Genomic DNA, 12,769 nt, shown 5'->3' with positions numbered 1-12,769 from the left:
GGTGATCACTCCTCACACCCCCGCCCAGCTGTGGATATCTCGGGCAGGGTAGGTTGAACACCTGGGTCAAATTTGGGTCGGCAGGGCCCTCATGGGTGGGTCAAATTTCAGTCGGCGCCAACAGGTACGGGTTCAGGGGGGCAGGTCACACGGGCCTTTCAGTTAGCCAGTCTTCTCGTTCACGAGCCGGATAAACTCAGTCACCAAGCCGCTGACTTCCCGCTGCGCGAGAGCCCGCTCGTCGGGATCTTCGAGGCCGTGGAATGACGAATATCGTCCGGGGCCATCTTTTTCGTGGCCAGCCGTCGTGCCGTCGGTGCAGAACTTCGCTTCCAGAATCTTCAATGCCGTTCGCAGGGGTACCTCATGCTGACCTGAGGCCAGTCTGCTTGCGAATTCGGCGGCAATCGACTCTGGCGAGTCCCTGTAGTAGCGCAGGACGTGGATCACGTCGGCGACGTCTTTGCGCTCGTAGCGGTGCTCCATTGCGAGGGCTTTGAGGGTGACGTACGCAACGACATCGGCATGTCGAACGGTCTCGACCGAGATGCCATCGCCATCCGGCCGTTCGACGCGGAGTTCCTGCTCCAGGTACCAGTCGCTGGCGATCCCCGCGTAGGGAATGCGGCAGGCCGAGATCTCCTCGCCGTCCAGGGACTCCACGCCCTTGCCGGCTGGATCGTCGGTGTTGACCAGGAACTCCACAACGATCCGCTCATCGCGGATATCGCGGGCCCACTGCCAGGAACTCGGCTTGCCGTTCTTGACGTGCCGCTGGAAGCCAGCTGCCTTCAATTGATCGCGCAGCGAGCTGTAGTCCTCGCCCGCGGCGAGCACGGCGACATCGAGCACCACATCGACGTCGGTGGTGCCGACGTGTGCCGGCACGTCGGGTGGCGCTTCGGGTGCCAGGTACCGCGGCACGAGACCACCGATCAGGCGAACCGTGGGCTTCAGGGTGCCAAACGCCTGCAGCAGCAGGACGAGCGCGGTCTCGCAGGCCAGCGTCTTCTCCTTGCTGTAGGCCTCCGCCGACTTGTGCTTTTCAGTCATGGTCCGGCTCTCCCAGCTTCAGGACTCGTTCGCGGTATTCGCGGGCCAGTTCCTTGTTTCGTCCGACGCCGTCGAGCAAGTCGAGATACTGGATGAAGGGACTGGTGAAGCGAGAGGCGGGGCGCTCCGGGTGCTCGTCAAGGAACAGCAGCGATGCCCCGGACCGCTCTACGAAAGTGATGTTCGAGCCTTTGTCTGCTTGCTCGAGCTCCATCTCTTCGGCCCATGGTTTCGCCAGGCCGGGAGGCACAATGACGAGGACGCGGTCGACGACCGTCAGATGCGGGACTCTTGCATTGGCCGCTGCAGCCCCGGAGATTGCCCATCCCGTTCGGCCCTCCATCTTCTGGATGATGCGATCGACGATTCCGCCTCGGCCACCTGCATAGGTGTAGAGCCGGGTGCGCGGCTCAGATCGAGCTCGGCGGGTCCATTCGTCGCTCCAGGCATCGAGCAGCCCACCCGCATTCTTGAGGCGACGCCGCTGCGAAGGCCCGGATCCGGTCGCTTCGACCCAGTCGTGCTTCTCAAGTTCCTGCAGGGTCTTGGAGACGGTGAACGTGGAGGTTTCGGCTGTGGTGGCCAGTTCGTTGCCTGCCACCCATCCTTGTTCGCCTGTTCGGTGCCAGTGCATGAGTAGGGCATGGACCACCTGTTCACGCGCCCCATTGAAGAGGCTTCCTATCTTCCGGTCGAGCGACTGCTTAGAGGGGCGCTCAATGTCGATGAGCCAAGTGCGGTAGCGGAAGAGGAGCGTGCCCGAAGAGGATTCAAAGTAGTTGATGCCGGCGCCTCTCAGCACATCCTTTGCGGCGCTTGTGAGATGCCGTGCGGCGACAACGGGGACTGCTGGTGCTGCATCTTGCCTGCGCTGGTCATTGAAGCACGTCAGGAATTCAGCCAGGCGGTGGGCGTCACGGGGATAGGTAGCGTCCACAGCTTCCACTGCAAGGTCGACAGCGTCGACTTGGTTTGGAAACCGGACGCGTAGAAGCGCGTCGAGCCTCTGGCGCTCGTCGAACGGTACTTCCTCGTGTTGGCCGATGAGCTCGCTGTCTGTGGCTGCTTGGAAGGCAGCCAGAAACTCTTGCACCAGCACCTGTTCAGCTGCTCGCATTGGGCGCATGTTAGCTGCACAGCAAATATAGGTCAAATGTCTAACCTATCTGCTGTGTATTCATTTGCTGAACAGCAAATATAGCCTCGGAAGCTAACATTGAGGCCTCTGAACACCATGGGATGTCGCCAGCTCTCGAAGGGGGGCGCAGCGCGCTGGTCAGCTTGCCAGTCTGAACGAGGGTTCAGGATTGAATGAACAAAGTTCAGAAATCAATGAACTTCGACAGCTGCCGAGAGCAGCGGGCGACTCCAATTCGCCCCCCACGTAAACCCTAGACCTCTCCGTCGCACGCGTTCGCCGAGCCGCGCCCGCATGGCGTTATTCCGGTTTTGCATGACCCCACCCGCTCCGGTGGTTACGGCGTGATTACATTGGATTGGACAATCCTGGCCCCGGGCCCGGTGTGCTTGGGCCAGCTCCGAAGGCTGCCCCAAACACATCCCATGATCGGAGCTTGCACCATGAACCAACCCGCCATGCAGGGCCTGCGCCTGAGCCTGCCTGCCTATGTGAAACATGCCCGGCTCATCGCCTGGGTGGCCGAAGTCGCGGCGTTGACCGAGGCGGCCGACGTCCACTGGTGCGACGGCAGCGACGAGGAGTACCAGCGGCTGTGCGACCAGCTGGTCGCCGCCGGTACCTTGAAGAAACTCAACCCCGAGTTGCGCCCTGGCAGCTACCTGGCCAACTCCGATCCCAGCGACGTCGCCCGCGTCGAAGACCGCACCTTCATCTGCTCTGCCCGCCAGGAAGACGCCGGCGCCACCAACAACTGGATGGCCCCGGCTGAGATGCGCGAGCTGCTGCAGACCGGCGACCAGGCCCTCTTCAAGGGTTGCATGCGCGGGCGCACCCTGTACGTGGTGCCCTTCAGCATGGGCCCGCTGGGCTCGCCCATCGCCCACATCGGCGTGGAGCTGTCCGACAGCCCCTACGTGGCCGTCAACATGCGCATGATGACCCGCATGGGCCGCGCCGTCGTGGAGCTGCTGGGCACCGACGGCGAGTTCGTGCCTTGCGTGCACAGCGTGGGCGCGCCGCTGGAGCCGGGCCAGAAGGACGTCACCTGGCCCTGCAACAAGACCAAGTACATCGTCCACTACCCCGAGACGCGCGAGATCTGGAGCTATGGCTCGGGCTATGGCGGCAACGCCCTGCTGGGCAAGAAGTGCTTCGCGCTGCGCATCGCCTCGACCATGGGGCGCGACCAGGGCTGGCTGGCCGAGCACATGCTGGTGCTGGGCGTGCAGAGCCCGGCCGGCAAGAAGTACCACGTCGCCGCGGCCTTCCCGAGCGCCTGCGGCAAGACCAACTTCGCGATGCTGATCCCGCCGACTGCCTTCGACGGCTGGAAGATCACCACCATCGGCGACGACATCGCCTGGATCAAGCCTCACGCCGACGGGCGGCTCTACGCCATCAACCCCGAGGCCGGCTACTTCGGCGTCGCCCCGGGCACCAACGCCCACACCAACCCCAACTGCATGGCCAGCCTGCAGCGCGATGTGATCTTCACCAACGTCGCGCTCACCGACGACGGCGACGTCTGGTGGGAGGGCATGACGGACACCCCGCCCGCCCACTGCATCGACTGGCAGGGCAAGGACTGGACGCCCGAGATCGCCAAGGCGACTGGCGCCAAGGCGGCCCACCCGAATGCGCGCTTCACGGTGGCCGCCACCAACAACCCCGCGCTGGACCCGCATTGGGACGACCCCGCCGGCGTGCCCATCGACGCCTTCATCTTCGGCGGACGCCGCTCCACCACCGTGCCGCTGGTGACCGAAGCGCGCAACTGGGTCGAGGGCGTCTACATGGCCGCCACCATGGGCTCCGAGACCACGGCCGCCGCCGCCGGCCAGCAGGGCGTGGTGCGCCGCGACCCCTTCGCCATGCTGCCCTTCATGGGCTACAACATGGCCGACTACTTCCAGCACTGGCTGGACCTTGGCGCCAAGCTGCAGGCCGCGGGCGCCCGGCTGCCGGCCATCTACTGCGTCAACTGGTTCCGCAAGGGCGCCGACGGCAAGTTCGTCTGGCCCGGCTACGGCGAAAACATGCGCGTGCTGAAGTGGATGCTGGACCGCCTCGAAGGCCGCGCCCAAGGCAGCGAGCACGTCTTCGGCATGACGCCCGACTACGGCGACCTGAACTGGCAGGGCCTGGACTTCAGCCCCGCCCAGTTCGACACCGTGACGCGCATCGACGCCGCCGAATGGCATGCCGAGATGAAGCTGCACGCCGCCCTCTTCGAGCAGCTCGGCGCCCGGGTGCCCGCACAACTGCTCCAAGCCAAGGCCGCCATCGAGGCGCGGCTGGTGGCCGAAGTGGGGTGAGATTGAATAGCCCCCGGCCCAACCCCGCGCGCTGAACGCGGCGCGTGTCTGGTCCGCCCCCCGAGGGGGCGGCGATGCTTGCGGCATTGAGCCGCAAGCACATCGCCAGCGCGGGCCGGCTCGGGAGCGGCCCAGCGCTCGGCCCGCAATACCCAGGTCTGTCTCACCCACCCCTCTCAGCAACGGGCGCCCACGGCGCCCGTTTTTCATGGCATCGAGGATCGCAATCGATGTCATCGATGTCACCAGCCCGCCACACTGGTGTTTACCCAAATGACATCGATAACATTTGCCATCAAAGTCCGCCCCATCGAGAGTGGGCGACGGCCGCGCCGGCTTTCGGAACGCAGAACAACCCAATGGAGACACCATGAACCGCCAAACCACCGTGCCGCAAGCCGGCGCTCCCCTGGCCCGTCCGCGCCTGCGCCTGCAACTCGTCGCCTTCGCCGTGGCCAGCCTGTGCGCCGCCGCCCAGGCGCAGGAAGCCGCCAAGGCCGCGCCGCAGTCCCCCGAGGTGAAGGAACTCGAGGCCGTCGTCGTCACAGGCACGGCGCGCCGCGAGGGCGTGCGCAAGCTGGAGGCCGGCTTCTCGATCACCACCGCCACCGAGGAGCAGATCAAACAGGCCGCGCCCACCAGCACGGCCGACATCCTCAAGACCGTGCCCGGCGTCTTCGTCGAGACCTCGGGCGGCCAGGCGGGCGCCAACATCCGCGTGCGCGGCTTCCCGACACCGGGCGACGGCCCCTACTCGACCTTCCAGCTCAACGGCGCGCCGCTCTACCACCTGCCCACGCTGAGCTTCTTCGAACACTCCCAGCTCTTCCGCCTGGACGACACCATCGACCGCATGGAAGTGCTGCGCGGCGGCCCCAGCCCCATCTTCGGCAGCGGCCAGCCCGGCGTGACGGTCAACTTCATCCAGAAGGACGGCCGCAACCCCGAGGCCAGCCTGCGCGTCACCACGGGCACCGGCAACCTCAAGCGCATCGATGGCGTCTACGCCGGCAAGCTCAGCGACCAGTGGAACGTCATGATCGGCGGCTTCTGGCGCCAGAGCGACGGCGTGCGCGACACCCAATTCCCCGCCGACGACGGCGGCCAGGCCAGCGTCGTGCTCAGCCGCAAGATCGAAGGCGGCAGCCTGCAGCTCTACGCCCGCGCCCTGCACGACCGTAACGCCTTCTTCACCGCCATCCCGGTGGTGGGCGGCGCCGACGGCAAGAGCGTGACCAGCTACCCCGGCTTCGACGCCCACAAGGACTACTTCTACGGCAACGAGCTGCGCAACATCGTGCTCGAGACCGGCCGCGCCACGGGCCGCACCCTGCCCAGCGGCCAGCCCGAGATCCTGCGCAGCACGGTGACCAAAGACCTCGCCGATGGCCGAGGCGCCGACGTGCAGACCTACGGCGCCAACCTCGACACCAAGCTCGGCGACTGGACGCTGACCAACAAGCTCAGCCACACCGGCGGCGACGTGCCGACCTACGCCCTCTTCTCCGGCGCCAACCCGCAGACGCTGAGCAGCTACATCACCTCGCAGGTCACGGCCGCCAACGCCGACGCCGCCGTCGTGGCCGCGGCCGGCCGCGCCGCCACCACCGGCACCGCCACCTTCGCCAACGGCGGCGGCGCCGTCGCCGGCAACACCCCCGTCATCGTCAACGGCATGTGGGCGGTGGACAAGGCGCTGCGCTCCACCAGCAACGAGACCCGCCTGTCCCGCGAGATCGCGCCGGGCAACAACCTTACCGTCGGCCTCTACCTCGCCGGCTACAGCTCGCACGACGTCTGGACCCTGGGCCAGGCCCAGCTCATGACGGTCCAGTCGCACGCACGCCTGATCGACGTGCAGCTCGACAACGGCGTCAAGGCCTCGCGCAACGGCTACGTGACGCCGCCCTTCTCCTTCGACCTGGACGCCAGCTACAGCGGCAACACGCGCGCCTTCTTCGTGGCGGACGAGTGGCAGCTGAACAAGGAGCTGCGCGTGGACCTCGGCGCCCGCCGCGAGACCCAGCGCATCACCGGCACCATCGCCAACGTCAGCAACGGCGACCTCGATGCCGACCCGACCACGCTCTACAACAACAACCTCGCCTACTTCAACGGCACCAACACGCTGATCGACAGCAAGCTCAGCCGCAGCTCCTTCACCGGCGGCGCCAACTACGCCTTCAGCCGAGAGTTCAGCGCCTTCGTGCGCCTGAACAAGGGCCACCGCATGCCCGACTTCGACGTGCTGCGCGGACGCGGCGCCAACGAGGCCCGCGACCCGGTCGAGGACATCACCCAGTACGAGATCGGCCTGAAGACGGCCACCAAGCTCTACAGCGCCTTCCTCACGGCCTACCAGAACAAGCTCACCAACTCGCAGACGCAGCAGTTCACCAACGCGGGCAACGTCGTGCTGCGTCCCAACAGCAAGGCCACGGGCGTGGAATTCGAGTTGGCGCTGCGGCCAGGGATGGGCTTCGAGATCGCGGCGACGGGCAACTTCCAGGACGCGAAGTACCACGACTTCCAGCAGTACAGCGGCAACCGCGTCGAGCGCGCACCCAAGTTCCAGGCCCGCCTCACGCCGAGCTGGACGACGCAGACGGGCTACGGCCAGTTGCGCGCCTTCGCGACGCTCAGCCACGTGGGCGAGCGCTTCGCCGACCAGACCAACACGCTGAAGCTGCCGGCCTACCGCACCATCGATGCAGGCGCGGTGTTCTCCATGGACAACGGGCTGGAGCTGAGGCTCACCGGCACCAACCTGACCAACAAGATCGGGCTCACGGAAGGGAACTTCCGGGTGCCGGGGCAGGGGGTGGGGCAGGACGGGGTGTTCCTGGCGCGGCCGCTGTTCGGGCGGGCGTATGAGCTGAGCGTGGGCTTCCAGTTCTGAAGCGCGGACATGGCTGGGGGTGGGGGTGTTGGGACGCGGTGCGGTGCTGGTCGGGTTGCTCTTGCTGAGAGCCTTTCGACTCGGTGCGGCTTTGGTCGGGTTGCTTTTGCTGAGAGCCTTTCGACTCGGTGCTTTGGCTTTGGTCGGGTGGCTTTTGCAGAGAGCCTTTCGACTCGGTGCTTTGGCTTTGGTCGGGTGGCTTTTGCAGAGAGCCTTTGCAACTCTCTGCACCGCCGCGGGAATCCGCCCCGCGAGGGCGGGTAACTTTTCTCTGTCGGCGGCGCCAGAGAAAAGTCACCAAAAGAGAGGCGCTTTAAAGCGAGCACCCCGGCGCGCTTGCGCTCGGACTCGGCCACAGGCGACCCGCTTCGCTCTCGCCGCTGTCCCTATCCCGAATGCCATCCATCCACCACCAGCCCGCCTAACGCGCGGCTGCACGCCGTGCTCACGAGTCAATGCAGCAATACAAGCGCCGCTGGGGCGGCGCGTCGGCGCATGTGGTGCCTTCACTGGTGAGCCCGGCGTGCAGCCGACGTTAACCGGCGTGAAGGTGCGATCTGTGGTGGCCTGGATAGGGACAGCAGCGAGAGCGAAGCGGCTCGCTTCTCGGTGCTTCTTGGCGTTCAACGCATCAAGGCGCCGGATTTGGAGCGCCTCTTCTTTGGTGACTTTCTTCTGGCGCGACAGAAGAAAGTTACCCGCCCTCGCGGGGCGGATTCCCGCGGCGGTGCACCGAGTCGAAAGGCTCGATGCAAAGGCAACCCACACAAGACCGCACCGTGTCGAAATGCTCGATGCAAAAGCAGCCAACACAAAGCCGTGGCGAGTCCAAAGTCTCCTGGCAAGAACGACCCGACCCGCCAAACGCACCGCTCTAAAAGGGCATCCTTCATGACCCCTCCGACTCTGGCCCCGCCCGCCATGCCCACCACCACCGGCACCCTCCGCATCAAGCTCGCCATCATCCTCACCTACATGCTGTTCGGCGCCCTGCTCAACAGCGTCGGCGCGGTGAACCTGCTGGTCGTGCAGACACTCGGCGTGCCCCGCACGGAGGCCGCCCTGCTCGATGCGTGGAAGGACCTGCCCATCGCCGTCACGTCCTTCCTGGTGGCCTCGCTGCTGCCAAGACTCGGCCTGAAGAAATCCATGCTGCTGGCCCTCGCCGCCGTCGGTGCCGCCTGCCTGGCCATGCCGGTGCTGTCGGCCTTCTGGGCCATCAAGCTGCTCTTCTTCACCCTCGGCGCCGGCTTCGCCCTGGTCAAGGTCTCGGCCTACTCCATGATCGGCCTGGTCACCGACGGCCGCGCCGGCCACGCCCGCTTCACCAACCTGCTCGAAGGCCTCTTCATGGTCGGCGTGCTGGGCGGCTTCCTGCTGTTCAGCCGCGCCGCGCAGACCGAGGGCACGCACTGGCTCGGCGCCTACCCCGTGCTTGCCGGCACCGCCGCCGCGGCCTTCCTGCTGCTGCTGGCCAGCCCGCTGGACGAGGCGCCCATCCAGTCGCCGGGCACCACCCTGCGCCAGGATCTGCTCGCCATGGCGCCGCTGCTGCGCATGGGCCTGGTCGTCGTCTTCCTGCTGTCGGCCTTCCTCTACGTGCTCATCGAGCAGGGCATCTCCACCTGGCTGCCCAGCTTCAACAAGGAAGTGCTGCACCTGCCCACCGCCATGAGCGTGGGCCTGGCCGTCATCATGCCGGCCAGTACGGCGCTGGGCCGGCTGACGAGCGCGGCCGTCATCGGGCGGCTGGGCTGGTATGCCGTCGTCATGGCCTGCCTCGTGGGCATCACGGCCCTCATCCTCGTGGCCCTGCCGCTGGCCGGCCACGCGCCGGCGCTGGGCGAGGACGCCGGCTGGCTCCACGCGCCGGCGGCGGCCTATCTGCTGCCGGCTACCGGACTGCTGCTGGCGCCCATCTACCCGGCCATCAACTCGGCCATGCTCAGCGCCCTGCCGCAGCGCCAGCACGCCGCCATGACGGGCCTGATCGTCGTCTTCTCCGCGCTGGGCGGCACGCTCGGCAGCTTCATCACCGGCCGCCTCTTCGTCGCCTTCGACGGCACCACCGCCTTCGGCCTCCTCCTCGTTCCCACCGCTGCCCTCGCCTTCGCGCTGACCCGCCTGCGCCGCGACCTGAGCCATGCCTGATCCCACTCCCTACGAGCTCTACGGCGAGCTCTTCGTCGCCGTGCAGATGGGCCGCGTCTGCGGTGACGGCAAGAGCTTCGTCGACGCGCGCCCGCGCAGCGCCCCGGCCGCCATCCGCGAACGCTTCGAGGCCGAGCGCCACCAGCCCGGCTTCTCGCTGGCGGACTTCGTCCACGCCCATTTCGTGCTGCCGGAGCACAGCGCCCCGGCCGGCCCGCGCCTGGGCATCCGCGAGCACATCCGCGCCCTGTGGCCGCTGCTCGTGCGCCAGCCCGGCCCCGCCCGCGAGGGCGACAGCCTGCTGCCCCTGCCGCGGCCCTTCCTCGTGCCCGGCGGGCGCTTCCGCGAGCTGTACTACTGGGACAGCTACTTCACCATGCACGGCCTGCTCGCCGATGGCCGGCGCGACATCGCCGAGGACCTGCTCGCCAACCTGTCCCACCTGCTGCGCACCTATGGCTTCATCCCCAACGCGACGCGCAGCTACATGCTCAGCCGCTCGCAGCCGCCGCTGTTCTTCAGGATGGTCGAGCTCATGCATGCCAGCGACCCGGCCGGCGGCTTCGCCCTGCACCTGGACGAGCTGCGCGCCGAACACGCCTTCTGGATGGACGGCGAGGCCGCCGTCGCGCCCGGCCAGGCCCACCGGCGCGTGCTGCGCACCGGGAGCGGCGCGCTGCTCAACCGCTACTGGGACGACCGCTGCACGCCGCGCGAGGAGAGCTGGCGCGAGGACGTGCTGACCGCCGAGGCCGCAAGGACGGCGGCGAGCCGCGCGCCGGCCGAGGTCTGGCGCGACCTGCGCGCCGGCGCCGAGAGCGGCTGGGACTTCTCCGGCCGCTGGTGCGCCGACCCCGCCGACATGGCCACCATCGAGACCACCGCTCTCGCGCCCGTCGACCTCAACGCCCTTATCGCCGGCCTGGAGGAGGCCATCGCCCAGGGCGCCGCCCGCCGCGGCGACACCGCGGCGGCGCAGGCCTTCGAGGCACGCGCCGCCACGCGCCGCCAGGCCCTGCAGACCCTGTTCTGGCGTGCCGATGCGGGCCACTTCGCCGACCTGGACTGGCGCAACCCAGGCGACCCGCGTCCGCTGACCGCGGCCGGCCTCGTGCCCCTCTACCTCGGCCTGGCCACGCCGGCCCAGGCCCAGGCCATGGCCGGCCAGGTGCAGCGCCACCTGCTCGGCGCCAACGGCCTGCTGTCCACGACGCTGGCGACCGGCCAGCAGTGGGACGCCCCCAACGGCTGGGCGCCGCTGCAATGGATGGCCGCCCAGGGCCTGGCCCGTTATGGCCACGCAGCCCTGGCCCGCGACATCGCCGAGCGATGGTGCGCCAGCGTGCACCGCGTCTACCTCGAGACCGGCCGGCTGCTGGAGAAGTACGACGTCACCTGCGACCGCCCCGGCGGCGGCGGCGAGTACGAGACCCAGGACGGCTTCGGCTGGACCAACGGCGTCTACGTGGCCTTCAAGGAAAGCCTGCTCCAGGCCCCCTGAGGCTTGGGGGAGACCCCGGAGCTAGGGGCCTCGCAGCCCCCGGGCAGTCATCCCGCGCGGCTAAGCTGGCGGCCGACATGCCCGCCCTTCCGCCCGCCTCCCCGCTCGCGCTCAGCCCCGCCGCCCTCGCCCGCTGCATTCCCTTCGTGGTCTTCATGGCGCTGCTCGCGCTGCGGGGCTATCTGCCGGCGGGCCTGGGCATCGACACGCGCTGGATCTACGGGGCCCAGACCCTCATCGTCGCCGGGCTGCTGGCGTGGTACTGGCGCGGCTACGGCGAGCTGGCGCGCCAGAACCTCCCGGAGGCGCGCGAGGTGGGCCGGGCCGTCGTCGTCGGCATTGCCGTCTTCGCGGTGTGGGTGAGGCTGGACGCACCCTGGATGCAGCTCGGCAGCGCCACGGCCAGCTTCGTGCCGCTGGACGATGCCGGCCAGCCCATCTGGACGCTGATCGCCCTGCGCCTGGCCGGCGCGGCCCTGGTCGTGCCCGTCATGGAGGAGCTGTTCTGGCGCTCCTTCCTGATGCGCTGGGTCGAGCATCCCGGCTTCGAACGCGTCGACCCGCAGACGGTGGGTCTGCGTGCCGTGCTGCTGTCGACCTTCGTCTTCACGCTCGCCCACACCCTGTGGCTGGCCGCCGTCGTCGCCGGCCTGGCCTATGCCTGGCTCTACCGCCGCAGCGGCAAGCTGTGGACCGCCGTCATCGCCCACGCCGTGACCAACGCCCTGCTGGGCGTGTGGGTCATCTGGACCGGCCGTTGGGAGTTCTGGTGAGGCCGAGCCCCGGCCGCTCCAGGTCCCTGAACGCCTCGAACACCCACGACCTCAGCCCGATGACCACGCTGTAGGGCCGCTTCTCGGCGGACGGCAGCCTCTGGTCCAGCAGGTGCTGGCGGGCGAAGTCGTCGGCGGCGCGCTGCAGCCGCTCGGCCAGCTCGCGCGCATGGCCGGCGCCGAACTCGCCATGCACCAGCGTCAGCAGCTCGCCCTCGCCATCGAAGCCGCCGGCGAAGAAGTCGGCCATCACACGCTCGCGGAAGAACTGCATCACCGGCCCCTGTGGCCGCCAGCGCAGGGTCTTGGCCACCTTGAGCCGGTAGCGGTTGTGGGGCCGCAGCTCGATGACGCCCAGGCGGTCCAGCTGCACCAGCGCCGCGACGGCCTCCGCCTCGCCGACGCGGTAGCGCGCCAGCACGTCCTCCAGCGCCCAGTGGCTGAGGCAGCAGATGGCGACGAGCAGCAGCACCGGCGAGGCCACCACGGCCCGCTCCTGCTCCAGGCTCAGCTCGCGCAGCTCGGGCGCCTGGGCCGCCAGCCGGCCGGCCAGCTCGGCGAACTCCAGCTTGAGCACGCGGCAGATCTCGTCCACCCGTGACAGCGGCATCTCGCCACCCGGCGCCAGCATGCGCTTGACGCTGGACTCCGACAGGCTGAGCTCGCGGGCCAGGCCGGCATAGCTCAGGCCCTGGCTCTTGAGCTCCGCCTTGATCAGGGCGACGAGGGATTGGGTGCTCGACATGGACGCGAACGGTAGCGCATGACGGCACCATCCGGCGGACAAGAGCGGTGCGGCCCGGGTGGCCGGTGTCGTATCACGCTACCGGCCGGCGCTCGGCATGCGCCTCGGAACTATTCCCGAGGCCGCCGCCTGCCGCATCGCGCAAGATCGCGGCCGACGCCATCGCCCACCCCATCCGGCGGGCGGCCGTC

8 protein-coding genes are annotated in these 12,769 nt (G+C 68.1%); 5 read left to right on the top strand and 3 right to left on the bottom strand.

The genetic code is table 11. The features are described from left to right. Positions 1 to 162: 162 nt before the first annotated feature. Together LXT12_RS23140 and LXT12_RS23135 are read right to left on the bottom strand one after the other, a co-directional pair. Entirely contained in the window at positions 163 to 1,053 is an 891-nt protein-coding gene (locus tag LXT12_RS23140) for a hypothetical protein (RefSeq protein WP_233394667.1), read from the bottom strand. Then, entirely contained in the window at positions 1,046 to 2,170 is a 1,125-nt protein-coding gene (locus LXT12_RS23135) for a hypothetical protein (protein WP_233394666.1), read from the bottom strand. The genes LXT12_RS23140 and LXT12_RS23135 overlap by 8 nt, the downstream gene beginning before the upstream one ends. Before the next feature lie 464 nt (positions 2,171 to 2,634). On the opposite strand from LXT12_RS23135, the gene LXT12_RS23130 reads away from it, so the two are divergent. The 5 genes from LXT12_RS23130 to LXT12_RS23110 all read left to right on the top strand — a co-directional run bounded on the left by LXT12_RS23130 (position 2,635) and on the right by LXT12_RS23110 (position 11,833). Beyond that, positions 2,635 to 4,509, top strand: coding sequence for a phosphoenolpyruvate carboxykinase (GTP) (locus LXT12_RS23130; RefSeq protein ID WP_233394665.1), 1,875 nt, complete (start codon positions 2,635 to 2,637; stop codon positions 4,507 to 4,509). 370 nt (positions 4,510 to 4,879) lie between these two features. Further along, positions 4,880 to 7,408 (top strand): TonB-dependent receptor, encoded by a 2,529-nt coding sequence (locus tag LXT12_RS23125; RefSeq protein WP_233394664.1) that lies wholly within the window; start codon positions 4,880 to 4,882, stop codon positions 7,406 to 7,408. A gap of 891 nt (positions 7,409 to 8,299) precedes the next feature. Next, positions 8,300 to 9,559 (top strand): MFS transporter, encoded by a 1,260-nt coding sequence (locus tag LXT12_RS23120; RefSeq protein WP_233394663.1) that lies wholly within the window; start codon positions 8,300 to 8,302, stop codon positions 9,557 to 9,559. Continuing rightward, the gene (gene treF, locus LXT12_RS23115) at positions 9,552 to 11,060 is read left to right on the top strand and encodes an alpha,alpha-trehalase TreF (protein ID WP_233394662.1); all 1,509 of its coding nucleotides are present in this window, start codon (positions 9,552 to 9,554) and stop codon (positions 11,058 to 11,060) included. The genes LXT12_RS23120 and treF overlap by 8 nt, the downstream gene beginning before the upstream one ends. A 77-nt stretch (positions 11,061 to 11,137) precedes the next feature. After that, complete coding sequence (locus LXT12_RS23110; protein ID WP_233394661.1) at positions 11,138 to 11,833, top strand: CAAX prenyl protease-related protein; 696 nt, start codon at positions 11,138 to 11,140, stop codon at positions 11,831 to 11,833. Here LXT12_RS23110 and LXT12_RS23105 read toward each other — a convergent pair. Beyond that, complete coding sequence (locus tag LXT12_RS23105; protein WP_233394660.1) at positions 11,802 to 12,578, bottom strand: helix-turn-helix domain-containing protein; 777 nt, start codon at positions 12,576 to 12,578, stop codon at positions 11,802 to 11,804. The genes LXT12_RS23110 and LXT12_RS23105 overlap by 32 nt on opposite strands. Between the last annotated feature and the right edge of the window lie 191 nt (positions 12,579 to 12,769).

The organism is Pelomonas caseinilytica, from assembly GCF_021353235.1.
GTDB classification, from domain to species: domain Bacteria; phylum Pseudomonadota; class Gammaproteobacteria; order Burkholderiales; family Burkholderiaceae_C; genus Pelomonas; species Pelomonas caseinilytica.
The sequence above is the reverse complement of the archived record's forward strand: the minus strand, read 5'-3'. Positions and strand labels throughout refer to the sequence as shown.

Coding starts and splice junctions, on each gene's coding strand:
- LXT12_RS23135 (WP_233394666.1), bottom strand. CDS start 2,170: ATGCGAGCAGCTGAACAGGTGCTGGTGCAAGAGTTTCTGGCTGCCTTC.
- LXT12_RS23105 (WP_233394660.1), bottom strand. CDS start 12,578: ATGTCGAGCACCCAATCCCTCGTCGCCCTGATCAAGGCGGAGCTCAAG.
- LXT12_RS23125 (WP_233394664.1), top strand. CDS start 4,880: ATGAACCGCCAAACCACCGTGCCGCAAGCCGGCGCTCCCCTGGCCCGT.
- LXT12_RS23130 (WP_233394665.1), top strand. CDS start 2,635: ATGAACCAACCCGCCATGCAGGGCCTGCGCCTGAGCCTGCCTGCCTAT.
- LXT12_RS23140 (WP_233394667.1), bottom strand. CDS start 1,053: ATGACTGAAAAGCACAAGTCGGCGGAGGCCTACAGCAAGGAGAAGACG.
- LXT12_RS23110 (WP_233394661.1), top strand. CDS start 11,138: ATGCCCGCCCTTCCGCCCGCCTCCCCGCTCGCGCTCAGCCCCGCCGCC.
- LXT12_RS23120 (WP_233394663.1), top strand. CDS start 8,300: ATGACCCCTCCGACTCTGGCCCCGCCCGCCATGCCCACCACCACCGGC.
- treF (WP_233394662.1), top strand. CDS start 9,552: ATGCCTGATCCCACTCCCTACGAGCTCTACGGCGAGCTCTTCGTCGCC.